At 71.8% G+C, this 14,707-nt stretch carries 14 protein-coding genes; 10 read left to right on the forward strand and 4 right to left on the reverse strand.

Annotated features, from left to right (window positions below; translation table 11 throughout):
* Positions 1-18: 18 nt before the first annotated feature.
* The 3 genes from JYJ93_RS34405 to JYJ93_RS34415 all read right to left on the reverse strand — a co-directional run bounded on the left by JYJ93_RS34405 (position 19) and on the right by JYJ93_RS34415 (position 2,688).
* Positions 19-408, reverse strand: coding sequence for a DUF2256 and DUF3253 domain-containing protein (locus tag JYJ93_RS34405; RefSeq protein WP_206798747.1), 390 nt, complete (start codon positions 406-408; stop codon positions 19-21).
* 73 nt (positions 409-481) lie between these two features.
* Positions 482-1,552 (reverse strand): glycosyltransferase, encoded by a 1,071-nt coding sequence (locus tag JYJ93_RS34410; RefSeq protein WP_206798748.1) that lies wholly within the window; start codon positions 1,550-1,552, stop codon positions 482-484.
* Positions 1,549-2,688, reverse strand: coding sequence for a glycosyltransferase (locus JYJ93_RS34415; protein WP_206798749.1), 1,140 nt, complete (start codon positions 2,686-2,688; stop codon positions 1,549-1,551). Before JYJ93_RS34415 ends, JYJ93_RS34410 begins: the two co-directional genes overlap by 4 nt.
* Positions 2,689-2,925: 237 nt before the next feature.
* Here JYJ93_RS34415 and JYJ93_RS34420 point away from each other — a divergent pair, with 237 nt between their 5' ends.
* The 5 genes from JYJ93_RS34420 (at position 2,926) to JYJ93_RS34440 (ending at position 8,663) form a co-directional block, all read left to right on the forward strand.
* Positions 2,926-3,312: a BlaI/MecI/CopY family transcriptional regulator gene (locus JYJ93_RS34420; protein WP_014394523.1), complete on the forward strand. Its 387-nt coding sequence runs from the start codon at positions 2,926-2,928 to the stop codon at positions 3,310-3,312.
* Positions 3,309-5,312, forward strand: a complete 2,004-nt coding sequence (locus JYJ93_RS34425; protein ID WP_206798750.1) for a M56 family metallopeptidase — start codon at positions 3,309-3,311, stop codon at positions 5,310-5,312. The genes JYJ93_RS34420 and JYJ93_RS34425 overlap by 4 nt, the downstream gene beginning before the upstream one ends.
* A 90-nt stretch (positions 5,313-5,402) precedes the next feature.
* Positions 5,403-6,278 carry a 4-hydroxy-3-methylbut-2-enyl diphosphate reductase gene (locus JYJ93_RS34430; RefSeq protein WP_242544038.1) on the forward strand — a complete coding sequence of 292 codons (876 nt, stop codon included), beginning with the start codon at positions 5,403-5,405 and terminating at the stop codon, positions 6,276-6,278.
* A 136-nt stretch (positions 6,279-6,414) separates the two neighbouring features.
* Entirely contained in the window at positions 6,415-8,133 is a 1,719-nt protein-coding gene (locus JYJ93_RS34435) for a PA14 domain-containing protein (RefSeq protein ID WP_206798751.1), read from the forward strand.
* A 140-nt stretch (positions 8,134-8,273) separates the two neighbouring features.
* A complete protein-coding gene (locus tag JYJ93_RS34440) occupies positions 8,274-8,663 on the forward strand; it encodes a VOC family protein (protein WP_206798752.1) in 390 nt (129 codons plus the stop codon).
* On the opposite strand, the gene JYJ93_RS34445 is transcribed toward JYJ93_RS34440, so the two are convergent.
* Positions 8,660-9,292 carry a hypothetical protein gene (locus JYJ93_RS34445; protein ID WP_206798753.1) on the reverse strand — a complete coding sequence of 211 codons (633 nt, stop codon included), beginning with the start codon at positions 9,290-9,292 and terminating at the stop codon, positions 8,660-8,662. The two genes, JYJ93_RS34440 and JYJ93_RS34445, sit on opposite strands and share 4 nt — an antisense overlap.
* Before the next feature lie 103 nt (positions 9,293-9,395).
* On the opposite strand from JYJ93_RS34445, the gene JYJ93_RS34450 reads away from it, so the two are divergent.
* From JYJ93_RS34450 to JYJ93_RS34470, 5 genes are all read left to right on the forward strand, one after another.
* Entirely contained in the window at positions 9,396-10,214 is an 819-nt protein-coding gene (locus JYJ93_RS34450; RefSeq protein WP_206798754.1) for a lysophospholipid acyltransferase family protein, read from the forward strand.
* On the forward strand, positions 10,211-11,152 hold the full coding sequence (locus JYJ93_RS34455) for an NAD-dependent epimerase/dehydratase family protein (protein ID WP_206798755.1): 942 nt from the start codon (positions 10,211-10,213) through the stop codon (positions 11,150-11,152). The genes JYJ93_RS34450 and JYJ93_RS34455 overlap by 4 nt, the downstream gene beginning before the upstream one ends.
* Positions 11,142-12,371, forward strand: coding sequence for an MFS transporter (locus JYJ93_RS34460; RefSeq protein ID WP_206798756.1), 1,230 nt, complete (start codon positions 11,142-11,144; stop codon positions 12,369-12,371). The genes JYJ93_RS34455 and JYJ93_RS34460 overlap by 11 nt, the downstream gene beginning before the upstream one ends.
* Positions 12,372-12,513: 142 nt before the next feature.
* Entirely contained in the window at positions 12,514-13,704 is a 1,191-nt protein-coding gene (locus tag JYJ93_RS34465) for a DUF559 domain-containing protein (RefSeq protein ID WP_206798757.1), read from the forward strand.
* Between the two features lies 1 nt (position 13,705).
* Entirely contained in the window at positions 13,706-14,689 is a 984-nt protein-coding gene (locus JYJ93_RS34470) for a hypothetical protein (protein ID WP_206798758.1), read from the forward strand.
* Positions 14,690-14,707: the final 18 nt, after the last annotated feature.

Raw genomic sequence — 14,707 nt, forward strand, 5'->3', positions numbered from 1 at the left:
AAGGCCCTGTGCGGAGCGCTACACCCCGGGGCCTCGGGCGCGCAGGCGCAACCGGATGGGGCCGCGCGCGGTGGACGGGTCCACCACCCTTCCCCCCTGCACGATGTCCAACACCCCGCGAGCGACGAGCCTGCGCGCCGCCTCGCGCACGGGCTCCATGCACGCGCGCCAGTCCTCTTCACCGGATGCGCGGGCGACCTCGGAGGGGCACACGGTGGCGCCGCCCGCCCGCTGGGAGAGCAGCTCCAGGATGCGCGCCTCCCACGGGGAATCCCGCGCCCCGGTCCGCTTCCCCCGGCACGCCTCCGAGCAGTACCGCACCTGTTCCCAGTCGCGCGCCCACTTGCGGCGCCAGGTGATGGCGCGGCCACAGACGGCGCAGGGCTTGGGAGGCGGATGGGAGGTCATGCCCTCCCATCCATGCGTCCGGCCCCGCCGGGTTTCAACCCCGGCCGACGCCGATGCTCCGCGCCGGTCTGCGTCAGCCCAGCGCCGCCTCCACCTCCAGCGCGCGGTGCGCATACGTGTGCTCGGCCAGCACGCGCCGGAGCGCGGCCTGCCCCATGCGCCGCGCGTCCTCCAGGGTGAGGCGCTTCACGTGCTCGGCGACCTCCTCACCGGAACGGGCCACCAGCACCTCGCGGCCGGGCTCCAGGAACCGCTCCACGCCCTCGAAGGCGTCGGTGATGAGGCAGGCGCCCGCGCCCGCGGCTTCGAACATGCGCGGGGACGGCGAGAAGCCGAAGCGCGCCAGGCTGTCGCGGTGCAGGTTGAGCACCGCGCGCGCGGAACAGTTCAGCGCGTTGTGGTCCTGAGTGTAGACGTGGCCCAGGCGCCCGACGTTCGCGGGCGCGACGCGGTCCTCCCAACCGTTGCCGCCCAGGAGCATGCGCGAGCGGGGCAGCGCCTGCGCGACCTGGAAGAAGCAGGCCTCCACGCGCGCCTCGCGGTCCGGCAGCCGGTTGCCCATGAAGGCCAGGTCACAGGCGAAGCGCGGCTCGGGCGTCACGGGGTGATGCGTGTCCGGATCCACCGCCGGGCAGATGGGCACGCACTGCTTCGCGCCCAGCTCGCGGTACGCGTTCACCACCGGCGCGCCGCCGCCGGACGTGAGGATGCGGTCGAAGCGCGGGATGCGCTCACGAAAGAGGTGATGGGCGTCCTTCGCCACGTGCTCCAGCGTGGCGGGCGCGCTCATGTCCCAGAACACCACCTGCGTGCCGGAGCGGCGCAGCTCCAGCACACACGCTTCCAGATACGCGTCCTGGGCCCCCACGCCGCTGGCCTTCACCACCACGTCCGCGCCGAAGGCGTCGTCCAGGCACTCGTCCACCGAGCCCGGGTTGTTGGAGTAGACGACGACGCGGGCCCAGCCCGGCTCCTGGAGATCGCGGTGCTCCTGCCGTCCGGAGGCGTCCGGTTCATAGAAGGTGACCTGGTGCCCGCGCGCGTGCAGGGCGCGCAAGAGGCCCCGGTAATAGGTGGCCGCGCCGTTCCACCAGGTGGACACGAGGCTGGAACCGAAGAAGGCGAAGCGCAGGCCGCGGCTCATGCGAGGACTCTTTCGGAAGACAGCGGATGGAGGACGTCACCGGACATCCCCAGCTCCTGACAGAGGAGGAGCAGCGCCTCCACCCGGTGCGCGCAGGTGTGGCGTGACAGTACCGTGCGCAGGCCGGCTTCCGCGAAGGCGTGCCGCATCTCCGCGTCCGCGACCAGCGCGGACAGGTGGCGCCGCATCTGAGCGCCATCCCGGGCGACGAGGTAGTCCCGTCCCGCGCTGAAGAGCCCGTCCGAGTCCTCCCAGGGGGAGGACACCAGCGGGATGCCGCACGCCAGCGCCTCGAAGGGGCGGATGGTGGGGATGCCGGGCAAGAGCGTGGCGTAGGGGCGCCGGGGGATGTGCACGGTGACGCGCGCCTGGGAGAAGGCCAGGGGCACGCGGTGGTTGGGCAGCCAGCCGGCGTACTCGATGCCCGCGTCGAAGAGGGCCCGCAGGGCAGGGGGCGGGTAGCGCACGCCATGCACCCGCGCGGTGAGGCCCAGCTCGTGCACCGGATCCACGAGGAACTCCTGCAGCTCCTTCGTGCGCTCGTCGTCTCCCCAGTTGCCAACCCAGACCAGGTCCCGCACCTCGCGGTTGCGCGGGTGCGGGTGGAACACGCGCACATCGGCGGCCTCGTGCCAGGTCCACGCTCGCGGGGCCCAGCCACGCTCCCGATAGAGGTCCCGGAGCGCGTTTCCGGAGGCGAGCACTCCGTCGTACCGGGACAGGTCGTAGCCGGCCATCACCTCCGGCGCGCTCACGCCTCGGTGCCCGGTGTCATGGAAGAGGAGGCGGAAGCGCCCGCCGTCACCGCGATGCGCTCCGATGCGGCGCACCAGGTCCGGCGGCGTCCAGGCGTGCACCAGCACCAGGTCCACGCCTTCGAGCACGGCCTCCAGGTCCAGCGTGCCGGGGGTGAAGCGCTCCGGACGCACGTGCGGATGGAGGGCGCGGGCCTCGTTGAGCGCGGCCACGCCGTAGGGCTCCTCCAGCAGGCACTGGAAGCTCCTGGAGTCCTCGGGTTCGAACACGCGCACGGAGTGGCCTCGCGCGGCCAGCTCCGTCACCACTCCGCGCAGGAAGTGGGCAGCGCCGTGGTTCCAGTCCGACAGCAGGGAATGACAGAAGAGGATGACGCGCATGGATGGACAGGCTCCTCGGGCTCCCCCGCCGCGTGGCCATGGGCCCGGTCTGGAAAACGGTAAACACCCCACCGTCGGGTTCACCCCTCCCTGATGGCTTGTCTGGGCGTCAGCCCTCGGGAACGCCCTTTCCCCTCCCCACGGGGCGCCTTGCCCGTGAAGTACGAAAGGCTTCGTTGACACCTACGAAATCGTTCGTATAACTATGCGTAGGAAGCGGTGAGGAGAGAGGAAGCCATGAGCCGAGGAAAGCTGCCGCGCCCCACGGATGCCGAGCTGGCCATCCTGCGGGTGCTGTGGGACGGGGGCGCGCGCACGGTGCGCGAGGTCCACGAGACGCTCCAGGACGGGAGCGGCTACACCACCGTCCTGAAGACGATGCAGATCATGACGGAGAAGGGGCTGGTGACGCGCGACGAGTCCCAGCGCGCGCACGTCTACAGCGCCCGGCTCCCCCGGGAGAGCACCCAGCAGCAACTGGTGACGGACCTGGTGGACCGAGTGTTCGGCGGCTCTCCGGCGCGGCTCGCCCTGCAGGCCCTGTCCACGAAGAAGACGTCCCCCGAGGAGCTGGCGGAGCTGCGCCAGTTGCTGGATTCGCTCGAGAAGGAGTCGGAGTCATGAACGGTCTCATCCTGGAGGCGGTGGGCTGGGCGCTCGTGCACCTGGTGTGGCAGGGCGCGCTCGTGGCGGTGGCCCTGGCGCTGGCGCTGCGGTGGGTGGGGCGGCGCTCGGCGAACCTGCGCTACGCGCTGGCGTGCGGCGCGCTGGGCATCATGCTGGCGCTGCCGGTGGCCACCGCGTGGCGGCATGCCTCGCGCGCGGCGGAAGTCCGTCCGGCGCGCTCGGCGGTCGTCCCCCGGACCGTGGCGCCCCTGGTGTCCCCGGTGGCTCCCGCCCTGACGCGGCTGCCCGCCTCGCATCCCCTGCCCTTGAAGGAGACCGCGACGCTGCCCCGGTTGGACGGGGTGTTCCAGCAGGTGGGCGAGCACCTGCCCTGGCTGGTGCTGGCGTGGGGCATGGGCGTGGCGGCGTCGTCGCTGCGGCTGCTCAAGGACTGGATGGGGCTGCGCCGGCAGGTGGACGAGGCGGTGCACGCGTCGTGGGAATGGCAGCAGCGGCTGGAGGTGCTGGCGCGGCGGCTGAACCTCACGCGTCCGGTGCGCCTGCTGGTGTCGTCGAAGCTGGACGTGCCGTCCACGCTGGGCTGGCTGAAGCCGGTGGTGCTGGTCCCCACCGCCACGCTCACCGGGCTGGCCGTGCGCGAGCTGGAGCTGGTGCTGGCCCACGAGCTGGCCCACATCCGCCGTCACGACTTCGCGGTGAACGTGGTGCAGACGCTGGTGGAGACGCTGCTCTTCTACCACCCGGCCGTGTGGTGGATGTCCCAGGTCATCCGCGTGGAGCGCGAGAACTGCTGTGACGACCTCGCGGTGCGGCAGGGCCCCGGCGCCCTGCCCTACGCCCGGGCGCTCACCGCGCTCGAAGCGCTGCGGTTGCAGGGCATGGACGCCCACGGCCCCGCGATGTCCGCGCTGGGCGGTTCGCTGAAGGACCGCGTGCGGCGGTTGGTGGTGGCGCCCCACTCGCGGTGCTCGTCGCGCTGGGCGGCGGGGGTGTCCATCGTCACGCTGGCCAGCAGCCTGGCGCTGGCGGCGCCGCTGACGGCGCTCGCGGTGCAGCCCGTGAAGACGCAGGAGACAAAGGCCCCGGCCATGAGCGCCGCGCCCCGTACGGATGCCGCTGCCTCCTGGGGCCTGGCGCGCGCCGCCGCGAAGCCCGCGCAGTCGGCCGATGCGCCCCCGTCACTCGCCGCCGCGAAGCCCGCGCGGTCGGCCGATGCACCCCCGTCACTCGCCGCCGCGAGGATCGCCCTGGCGCCCGCGCCCGCCGCGTCCACGTCGCTCGCCGCCGCCGCGAAGACCGCCGTGGCCCCTGCCCCGCCCGCGCCGCTCACGGTCCTCGCGGCGCCCCCGCCTCCGCCCCCGGCGCCCGCGCCGGTCGTCGCGCCGGCTCCGAACCCCGCGCCCTCCGCGAAGGAGAAGGCCCGCGCGGCGAGGAAGGCGTCCGACGACGCCGACGAGAAGACCCGCGTGGGCGTGGATCCGCTGAGCGTGGACCAGCTGGTCGCGCTGAAGATCGCGGGCGTCACTCCGGAGGTCGTCGAGCGCATCTCCGCCATGGGCTACGAGCCCACGGTGGACACGCTGGTGGGCTTCCAGCACGCCGGCGTCACGCCGGAGTACGTGAAGTCCATGACGGACCGCTTCGGCCACTCCATCCCCGCCGAGCAGCTGCTGTCCATGAAGCACCTGGGCGTCACGCCGGAGTGGCTGGGTCAGATGGCCGCCCTGGGCTTCGACAAGGAGGACTCCGACGCCCTGCTGTCCGCGAAGGCGCTGGGCGTCAACGCCGCGTGGCTCAACGAACTGAAGGCCGCGGGCTTCGGGAAGCTGAGCCTGGATGGAGCCGTGCAGCTCCGCGCGCTGGGTGTCGACTCCAGCTACCTGCGCGAGCTGGAAGGCGCGGGCGTGAAGCCCGCCACCGTGGATGAATTGGTGCGCCTGCGCACCGGCGGCGTGGACGCGGACTTCATCCGCCGCATGCAGAAGCCCCGGAAGTAACCCCTCCCTTCCTCTCCCAAGCGGCCCCACCGCGCGCGCCTTCCCGGGCGCGCGGGCAGGCCGCGCCTTGCCCGAAAAGGAGTCGCCGTCATGACGTCGCGCCTGTCTCCGTGGCTCACCCTGGCCGTGATGCTCTTCACCCTCCCCGTGCTCGCCGCCGATGCGCAGCGCACCGGTACGTGGGGCGCGTATGTGAAGGAGCAGCAGTTGCAGTTGTCATTGCAGCCCAAGGACCGCCCTGATTCGCACCACGGCTTCTCCGCGCCGCTCGCCGACTTCCAGGGGCTGTCCACCGCGGACGGGAGCAGCGCCCCCTTCAAGCTGGTGCGCGAGGCGGGGACGTTCGACTTCGAGGGCCGCTTCAACGACGGCCAGGGCGTGGGCACCTGGCGCTTCAGCCCGGACGCCAGCTTCACGAAGAAGCTGGCGGAGCTGGGCATTCCCAGGCCGGACGCGGACGAGCAACTCCTCCTGGCCAGCGTGAACGTCGGTCCCCAGCGCGTCCAGGCGCTCGCGGCGGTGGGCCTGAAGGTCACCACCGTGGAGGAGCTGGTCCAGGTGGGCATCTTCCGCGTCACCCCGGAATACGTCCGCACCATGGCGGCCGAGGGCTACCCGAAGCTGACGCTCGAGCAGTTGGTGAGCAGCCGCATCCACAACGTCACGCCGGAGCGCATCCAGGGGTTCGCGGCGCTGGGGTTCAAGGGCCTGCCCCTGGACTCGCTCCTGTCCATGAGCATCCACGGCGTGACGCCGGACTTCATCCGCGAGATGCGCGGCCTGGGCTTCAAGGACCTGAGCGCGGAGGACCTGGTGTCCATGCGCATCCACGGCGTCACGCCCGCGTTCGTGAAGGAGATGCGCGACGCGGGCTACGAGAACGCCACCGCGGAGGACTTCGTCTCCCTGCGCATCCACGGCATCGACTCCGTCTTCGTCCGCTCCCTGTCGAAGAAGCGCAAGTAGCCAGACCCGCGAGCGCCTGCAATCCACGGCTCCAAGGGACGCGCAAAACAAGACAAAGCCAACTTCACCGCAAGACGCTTCGAAGTCTTGAACAACAAGGATATCACGTCGCCTCCCACCTCACTGGAGGCGAAAGATGATCCCATCCCCGCGTTCCCGTTCCCGCGCGCTCGTCCGGACGTGCCTGGTGCTCCCCCTGTGCTCGCTGGCGGCCTGTGAAGTCCACGAGCCCCCTCCAGACGCACGCGTCGCGGCGTCACGCGGCGCGGTCACCGGCGAGCTGGCCGCGACGCTCATCGACGACGGCGGCTTCAACTACCCCTGGCAGGTGAACGACGGCGATGACGCGTCGGGCGCGTGGGGCGCGGGCGACAACGCCTTTGTCGGCTACGACCTGGGGACGCTGAAGCAGGTGCGGGAGGTGTGGAGCCTGGGCGACCAGGCCCATCGCTTCCACGTCCAGCTCTTCGACGCGAGCTGGTCCCAGACGGGCTGGTACGACTGCGACGTGGACGGCAGCGTCATCCAGTGGAAGGGCTGCGACATCCCGGACACGAACGCGCGCTTCGTCTACGTGCGCTACCGCACGAACACCGGCGGCGCCTGGGTCCAGGAGGTGAAACTCCTGGGGGACGCTGCGGGCACGGGTGAGCTGCCCATTCCCACGGGCGCCTTCCGGGGCACCTACTTCAGCGACCGGAACCTGACGACCCGGGCCTTCCAGCGCCAGGACGCCGCCATCCAGTTCTCCTGGGGCACGGGGAGCCCCGGCGCGGGCGTGGGCGTGGACGACTTCAGCGTGCGCTGGGAGGGCGACTGGAGCTTCGCCAGCGCGGGCACGTACCGGTTCTCCACCACGTCCGACGACGGCAGCCGCGTCTATGTCGACGGGGCGCTCGTCGTGGACCACTGGGGCGACCACGGCACGTCGACGCGGACCGGCGACGTCACGCTCACCGCCGGCACGCACCGCGTGAAGGTGGAGTACTACGAGGCCTCGGGCGAGGCGTCCGCCCAGGTAGGCTGGACGTTGCAGTCCGGGAACACGCCCGGCGTGGGAGGCGTCCCCACGCCGCCCACCGGTTGGGTGCTGGACCTCCAGGACGACTTCGACTCGCTGGACTGGAACACGTGGAAGCAATGGCAGACGAACGTGCCGCTCAACCACACGGTCATGGTGATGAACACGCAGAGCCAGTGCGTGACGGTCAACGGCCAACTGGAGATGCGCGCCCGCAAGCGCGGTGACGGCTCGGGCATCTGGGACGGCTGCTACCTGGACCAGGGCACGTGGTGGGACGCGCAGAACTTCCGGCCGGCGCATCCCGGCTACGCGGACTACCAGGTGTCGTTCAAGGCGGACCTGCCGCCGGGCGTGGGCACGGGCATGTACTTCCTGATGTGGCCCGTCGCGGAGAGCTGGGGCGGGACGCCGTGGCCTCCGGAGCTGGACCTCGTCGAGCTGCCCAACAACGACGGCACGAACGTCATGACCACGTGGCACTGGGACCCGGACAACAAGCAGTCGGAGGTCCGCCCCGCCGTGGACCGCCGCAATGGCAAGCAGTGGGTCTACACCGCGCGCCGCGTGGGCAATGACATCCGGATGTGGATTGGCGACCCGGCGACCAACGCCATCCGGGAGGTCCCGCTGCCGGCGGCGTTCTCCAACAACCCGGATTACAAACGGATGCTCGTGGGCATGGCGAACTTCGTCGCGTCCACCTGGGCCCTCACCGGCAGCGCTTCCGCGTTCTGGTACGGCGACGCGAACGCCACGGGCGCCACCGCGTGGACCGCGTCCATCGACTACGTGAAGGTCTGGAAGCCGGGCCCCGGCATGAGCGGGCAGTAGGCCTTCTGTCCGGGCGCGGACGGCTCGGGGAGGGCCGTCCGCCCCTTTCACTCCGTCGTACCTTCCACCCGCTTTTCGGTGTATCCCTGGCTCCCCCCCCAACGGGCTTCCCCCCTGCCCGGCCCCCCAGGAGCGCAGCCATGCACCACAGCCGACTCAGCACGTTCGTCATCGACTGCAAGGTCGAGGACATCGAAGCCGCCACCCGCTTCTGGAGCGCGGCGCTGGGACGGAAGGCGAAGCCGGTGGATCCGGACTCACCCCACTACCGCGAACTGGAGGCGAAGGACACCGAGCCCTCGCTGCTCCTCCAGCAGGTGGAGCACGAGAGCCGCATCCACCTGGACATCGAGTCGGATGACCTGGACGCGGAGCTGGAGCGGCTGGAGGCCCTGGGCGCGAAGCGCGTCGCCTACGTGAAGCGCTGGTGGGTGATGGAGGCCCCCACGGGCCACCGCTTCTGCATCGTCCGCCCGCAGCGCGGTCCCCTGGAGGGCCGCGCCAACGTGTGGGACGGCGAGGGCCGCTAGAGGCGCCCGCCCTCCGCCGGGCCCAGCGCGGCCTGGAGCAGGTCCAGCAGCCCCGGCCACTCCTCCGCGGACAGCCACAGCCCCTCCGGCGCGTGCTCCGCGGTCATCCGCAGGGAGGAGGACTCGAAGAGGCGGGCCGCCAGGGCGCCCTCCTTCGGCAGCGCCCCCTCCACCCGGAGCACCTGCCCGTCCCAGGCCAGCCCCGGCGGCAGCAGCTTGCGCGCCAGGGCCTGGAGCGCGGCCCTGCCCGCCCCCGTGCGCAGCGCGCCCATCAGCAGCGAGGACGCGCCGGGGGACTCCTCCAGCTCCACCCGGCCCGGCGTGGCCAGCCACAGCGTGTAGCGCCCCCGGGCCAGCTCCACGCGCTGGGGGCTGGTCTCCACCCGCAGCTTCCAGCCGCGCACGTCCAGCCGCAGGTCGTACACGGCCGGGGTGCTGTCCCAGGAGCGCAGGGTGAGCCCCTTCACGCGGCCCAGCACGCCCCGGGACAGCGCCTCCACCCGCGCGTGCGACAGGCGCACCCGCCGGCCCGCCACGTCCACCGCCACCTGGTTGGACAGCCCCGCCGGCAGGGCCCTGGCCCACGCGAGCACCCCGTCCAGCATCTCCGTCCACGGCTGCCCCGCCATCACGCGTCACTCCCTGGTGCCCCGGCCGGGGCACCCGTCGGGCGCACAATGGGGGACGCGGGCCCCCCGTGCAAAGCGCACGCGCGGTGCTACGGTGCGCCCCGTGCCCCAGAGCGAGTCGCTGTCAGAGCGGGTGGAGCGGTTGGAGCTGCCCTTCAACGAGTACGGTGTCGACCCGTACGGCATCTCCAAGAAGCACCTGAAGCTGGCGTTGGAGTTCTTCGCCTTCCTCTACCGGAACTACTTCCGGGTGCGCTGCACCGGCGTGCAGCACATCCCGAAGAAGGGCCGCGGCATGCTGGTGGGCAACCACTCCGGCGGCGTCGCGGTGGACGGGATGATGGTGCTCACCTCCACGATGCTGGAGATGGACCCGCCCCGCCTGGCGCAGGGCATGGTGGAGCGCTTCATCCACAAGTTCCCCGTGGCCTCGCTGTGGGCCAGCCGCACCGGCCAGTTCACCGGCCTGCCCGAGCACGCCGTGCGCCTGCTGAACGACGACCGGCTCCTGATGATCTTCCCGGAGGGAGCGAGGGGAACCGCGAAGCTCTACCCGGACCGCTACTCGCTGGTGGACTTCGGCACGGGGTTCATCCGGCTGGCGCTCCAGACGCGCTCGCCCATCATCCCCTTCGCCTTCCTGGGCGGCGGCGCGGCCATCCCCACGGTCACCAACGCGTACGCGCTGGGCAAACTGTTGGGCGTTCCGTACATCCCGCTGACGCCGTACCTGCTGCCCCTGCCCCTGCCCGTCGGCCTGGAGATCCACTACGGCGAGCCGCTCGTCTTCGAAGGCACGGGTGACGAGGAGGACCACGTCATCCAGGGCTACGTGGACCAGGTGAAGGCGAGCATCCAGCGGCTCATCGAAGACAACCGCGCCGAGCGCAACCTGCGCCGGGCCCGGAGGCTGTTGCCATGAGGGTGTTGATCGCGGGCATCTCCGGCGGCATCGCGCGCAAGCTGGCGCTCAAGCTGAAGGACAGCGGCCATGAGGTCGCGGGCATCGACGTGCGCCCGTGGCGGGACGCGCCCAGGGGCATCGAGGTCCACCCGGTGGACATCCGCAAGCGCGCCGCCGAGGACGTCTTCCGCCGCTGGAAGCCGGAGGCCGTCATCCACATGGCCACGGTGACGGCGTTCACCGTGCAGGGCCACGAGCGCGGCCGCATCAACCTGGACGGCACCAAGGCGCTGTTCGACCACTGCGCGGCGCACGGCGTGAAGCAGGTGCTCTTCGTGGGCCGGCACACGTTCTACGGCGCGGCGCCGGACTCGCCGCTGTACCACAGCGAGGACGAGCCCCCGCGCGCGCTGGAGGCCATCCCGGAGCTGGCGGACCTGGTGGCCGCGGACCTGTACGCGGCCACGGCGCTCTGGCGCCTGCCGGACGTCACCACCGCGGTGCTGCGGCTCGTCTACACGCTGGGCACGCCGGGCACGGGCACGCTCGCGAACCTGCTGCGCGGCAAGCGCGTGCCCATGGTGATGGGCTACGACCCGCTCTTCCACGTGCTCCAGGAGGAGGACGTGGTGACGGCGCTGCAGCTGGCGCTGGAGAAGAAGGTGCGCGGCCTCTTCAACGTCGCGGGGCCCGCGCCCATCCCGCTGTCCGTCATCATCCGGGGCACGGGCCGCACGCCGGTGCCGCTGCCGTCGCCGGTGCTGTCGCTCCTGCTGGGCCGCGCGGGCTTCCCCCGGCTGTCCGTGGGCGCCACGGACCACCTGCGCTACCCCATCGTGGTGGACAACAAGCGCTTCCTGGAGGCCACGGGCTTCCAGTACACCTACGACGAGGGCCGCATCCTGCGCGCCTACGCGGACGCGCTGCCGGTGGACAGGCCAGGCCATGGTGGCTGAGAGCGTGGGCGCGGCCCCCACGGCCTCGCCGGGCCTCATGCGCCGGGTGGAGGCGGTGGTGTTCTTCACCGTGTTCCTGGACCTGGTGGGCTTCGGCATCGTCATCCCGATGCTGCCCTTCTACGTGCAGTCCATGGGCGGCTCGGCGCGCACGGTGGGCATCCTGCTGGGGTGCTTCAGCTTCACGCAGCTGCTCGCCACGCCGCTGCTCGGGCGCTACTCGGACCGGCACGGGCGGCGCTCGGTCATCCTGTTGAGCCTGCTGGCGAACGCGGTGGCCATGGTGCTGTTCGCGCTGGCCAGCCACCAGCGGATGCTGCCGCTGCTCTTCGCGTCGCGCATCCTGGCGGGGGCGACGTCCGGCAACATCGCCGCGTGCCAGGCGGCGCTCGCGGACGTGACGACGAAGGAGACGCGCGCGAAGGCCATGGGGCGCATTGGCGCGGGCATCGGCCTGGGCATGGTGCTGGGGCCCACGCTGGGCGGCCTGTTCTCCGGGCTGGGGCCGTGGGTGCCGCCGCTGCTCGCCGGAGGCCTGGCGCTGGTGGGCTTCCTGGGCGCGCTCCTCGCGATGCCGGAGACGCACCCGGTGGAGAAGCGCGTGGCGGCGAAGTCCCAGTCGCGCTGGTCCGCGTTGCAGGACCCGTCCCGGCGCAAGGCCTTGGGCATGGTGCTGGGGTTGTTCTTCGCCGTGTTCCTGTCCATGACCACGCTCCAGGTGGCGTTCGCGCTGCTGGTGCAGGCGCGGCTGGGCTGGGGCTCCAAGGAGGTGGGCTACACCTTCGCGGTGGTGGGCGGCCTGGGCATGGTCATCCAGGGCGGGCTGATTGGCCCGCTGTCGCGCGCGGCGGGGGAGTTCCGGCTGCTCATCTGCGGCGCGCTCCTGCTCGCGTGCGGCATGGCGGGGCTCGCGGTGTCGTGGCAGGCCCTTCCGATGATGCTCTCCGTGGTGCTGGTGGGCGTGGGGACGGGCTTCCTGCAGCCGTTGATTTCCAGCCAGGCCTCCCAGGTGGCCCCGCCGTCGCAGCAGGGCGCCGTGCTGGGGCTGGCGCAGTCGTGCGGTGGGCTGGCCCGCACGGTGGGTCCGGTGGCGAGCGGCTGGATGTATGCGTCGTGGAGCACCCAGGCCCCCTTCCTGACGGGCATGGTGTCGGCGCTCGCGGCGGCCGGGTTGGGGCTGCTGCTCCATCGGGAAACCGGCGACGACGCGGGGCGCTAAAGCCTTTCAGACCCACCCGGGTCCTTTCTCTCCGGCAACCCCATACCTCCTTTGGGGGGCTTGTCTTCACCCGACCCGTGGGAGCAGGCTTTTGCTCACGAGGGGCGGTGAAGCCATCACTCCCGGGGGGTAGTGCTTGCCATTGGCGGGTGAAGTCGCGCTGCTGGATGCGTTGGACCGTCACGGCCGGCGCCGGGCGGAAGGCATCCCGACGCTGAGCGTGTTGGAGGGACCGGAGGCCCTGGGAGAGGCCCTCTGGAGCCAGTGGGCCGCGCGGCACGGGCTGGCGGTGGTGGAGGTGTCCGGGGAGGACGCGCACGAGGCGGCGCTGGGCTGGGCCCGGGCGCTGGCGGCGACCCGGGACCTGGGGGCGGACGCGGAGGCGCTGGCGACGTTCAGCCTGACGGCGGCGAATCCCAGACACACGCCGGTGTTCCGGGGAAAGACAGCGCATGAGCGGCGCGTGTTGCTGGATGCGCTGCCGCCGCCCGCGATGCTGGCGGACGCCACGTGGGCGCTGTGTCGGGAGCTGGTGATGGGCCGTGAGGCGGTGGTGCCAGGAACGCTCCCGGAGGCCGTGCGCACGGCGTTCGCGAAGAGCCCGGGCGCGGGGCTGCGTGCGTTGCACGCGCTGGTGCCGCCCGGACAGGCGCCGGTGGTGCGAATGGCGGTGGGGGAGGCGCCATCGTACCGGGGGCTCCAGGTGGGGGCGGCGCTGAGCAACGCGCTGCCAGCGCTCGCGGTGGCCTGCGTGGTGTCCAGCGAGGCGCTGGGAGCGTTCCTGGCGGGCGGGGAGACGCGGCTGAAGGCGATGGTGCGCGAGGGCGTGGTGGCGGTGCCGGAGCCGGCGTCGGGGGCGCAAGGGGCGGTGGCGGCGCTCGCGGAGCTGGAGCGGGAGGGGGCCTCCGAGGCGCGGCGGGTCCAGGCCGCCGAGGTGGCGCTGGCAGCGCATACCAGCGCGAGGAGCCTGTCCGAGGAGAAGGCCCGCAGCACCTACGAGACCTACCTGCGCGACAGGCTCGCGGACCACCCCACCACTTCAGGCGTCTTCAGGCTCAACGCACCGGTCGACACCGGAGGTCCGCGCCCGTGGGTGGTGGACTTCCTCAGCCGTGAGCTGAAGCTCGCGGTGGAGCTCGACGGGTACCACCACTTTGGCGACCGGGAGCGGTTCCGGCGCGACCGGCGCAAGGACCTGGACCTGCAACGCGCGGGCTACTGGGTCTACCGCATCCACTGGGAAGACCTGCTGCCCCGGCTCGAAGAAATCCTCCAGACCCTCGACACCCTGATTGATGCCCGCAGGCGCGAGCTTGCAGGGCGGGAGCGCTGACATGGACACCGATACCCCCGACACCCGGCTCCAGGGCCTGGCCCTCGCATGGCTGGCGACACGCGCGGACAAGAAGCCGGGCACCCGCAACGCGCTGGCTGCGACGCTGCATGCCTTCGTGGAGCACCGCTGGAGCCGGGGCGAGTGGACCGGGCGGCTCGATTCGCTGGTGGAGCGGCTCCTGGACGCGGGGCTCGTGCAGAAGCGCTCCAGCGCCTCGCTGGCGCTGACCGCGAGTGGCCGCCAGCAGGCCTTGAAGTTCCTGCGGGTGGAGTCTCCCAAGGGGCTCACCTGGAAGCGGGTGCGGCAGCAGTACCTGCTCGCGAAGGACCTGGGCCTGCCGACCTCCAAGGCGGCCCTGGGCCGGGTCTCGAACGCGGATGGCATGCGGGCCCTGCTGCTCAAGCGCGCGCATCAGGTCGAGGGGCCCGACCTCCCGACGCTGGCCCAGGTGCGGGACCGGCTGCTGTGGCGGAAGCTGGGCGTGGAGACGCACGAGAAGTTCACCCTGCGCGCCGTCCAGGCCCACCTGCTGGGCAAGCTGCTGGAGCAGGAGGTCAGCGACCCGAAGCGCGGCCTGGAGCAACTGACGGCGCGCGCGGTGGGGGCTTCCCGGGTGGACGCGGAGGCCCTGCGGCTGGCCACCCTGCGCAAGTGGGTGCTGACGGAGCAAGCGCCAGAGCCCGGGACGAGAGCAGCGGAGCCGTCGGACGCCGCCTCCTTCGCGAAGAACGTGCTGCGCGTCGCGCGGACCCTTCCCACCGGACGGTTCGGCGACGACAAGGTCTTCATCTCGCACGTGTGGAAGGCGATGCAGCCCGGGTGGGCCAGCCGGGAGTCCTTCGACTCCGCGCTGCTCGAAGCCAACCGCAAGCGCCACCTGACGCTGACCCGCGCGGACCTCGTGTCGGTGATGAACCCCGCCGACGTGGCGGAGTCCGAGGTCCGCTTCTACGGCGCCACCTTCCACTTCGTCGTCGTCTAGTCCGCTTCCGAAGGAGCC

It is taken from the genome of Corallococcus sp. NCSPR001 (genome assembly GCF_017309135.1).
Taxonomy (GTDB): Bacteria; Myxococcota; Myxococcia; order Myxococcales; family Myxococcaceae; genus Corallococcus.

Bases quoted from the DNA above. Each gene is read 5' to 3' on its own strand.
- JYJ93_RS34415 (WP_206798749.1), bottom strand. From the start codon at position 2,688: ATGCGCGTCATCCTCTTCTGTCATTCCCTGCTGTCGGACTGGAACCAC.
- JYJ93_RS34420 (WP_014394523.1), top strand. From the start codon at position 2,926: ATGAGCCGAGGAAAGCTGCCGCGCCCCACGGATGCCGAGCTGGCCATC.
- JYJ93_RS34410 (WP_206798748.1), bottom strand. From the start codon at position 1,552: ATGAGCCGCGGCCTGCGCTTCGCCTTCTTCGGTTCCAGCCTCGTGTCC.
- JYJ93_RS34455 (WP_206798755.1), top strand. From the start codon at position 10,211: ATGAGGGTGTTGATCGCGGGCATCTCCGGCGGCATCGCGCGCAAGCTG.
- JYJ93_RS34425 (WP_206798750.1), top strand. From the start codon at position 3,309: ATGAACGGTCTCATCCTGGAGGCGGTGGGCTGGGCGCTCGTGCACCTG.
- JYJ93_RS34430 (WP_242544038.1), top strand. From the start codon at position 5,403: ATGACGTCGCGCCTGTCTCCGTGGCTCACCCTGGCCGTGATGCTCTTC.
- JYJ93_RS34460 (WP_206798756.1), top strand. From the start codon at position 11,142: ATGGTGGCTGAGAGCGTGGGCGCGGCCCCCACGGCCTCGCCGGGCCTC.
- JYJ93_RS34435 (WP_206798751.1), top strand. From the start codon at position 6,415: ATGATCCCATCCCCGCGTTCCCGTTCCCGCGCGCTCGTCCGGACGTGC.
- JYJ93_RS34440 (WP_206798752.1), top strand. From the start codon at position 8,274: ATGCACCACAGCCGACTCAGCACGTTCGTCATCGACTGCAAGGTCGAG.
- JYJ93_RS34405 (WP_206798747.1), bottom strand. From the start codon at position 408: ATGACCTCCCATCCGCCTCCCAAGCCCTGCGCCGTCTGTGGCCGCGCC.
- JYJ93_RS34445 (WP_206798753.1), bottom strand. From the start codon at position 9,292: ATGGCGGGGCAGCCGTGGACGGAGATGCTGGACGGGGTGCTCGCGTGG.
- JYJ93_RS34470 (WP_206798758.1), top strand. From the start codon at position 13,706: ATGGACACCGATACCCCCGACACCCGGCTCCAGGGCCTGGCCCTCGCA.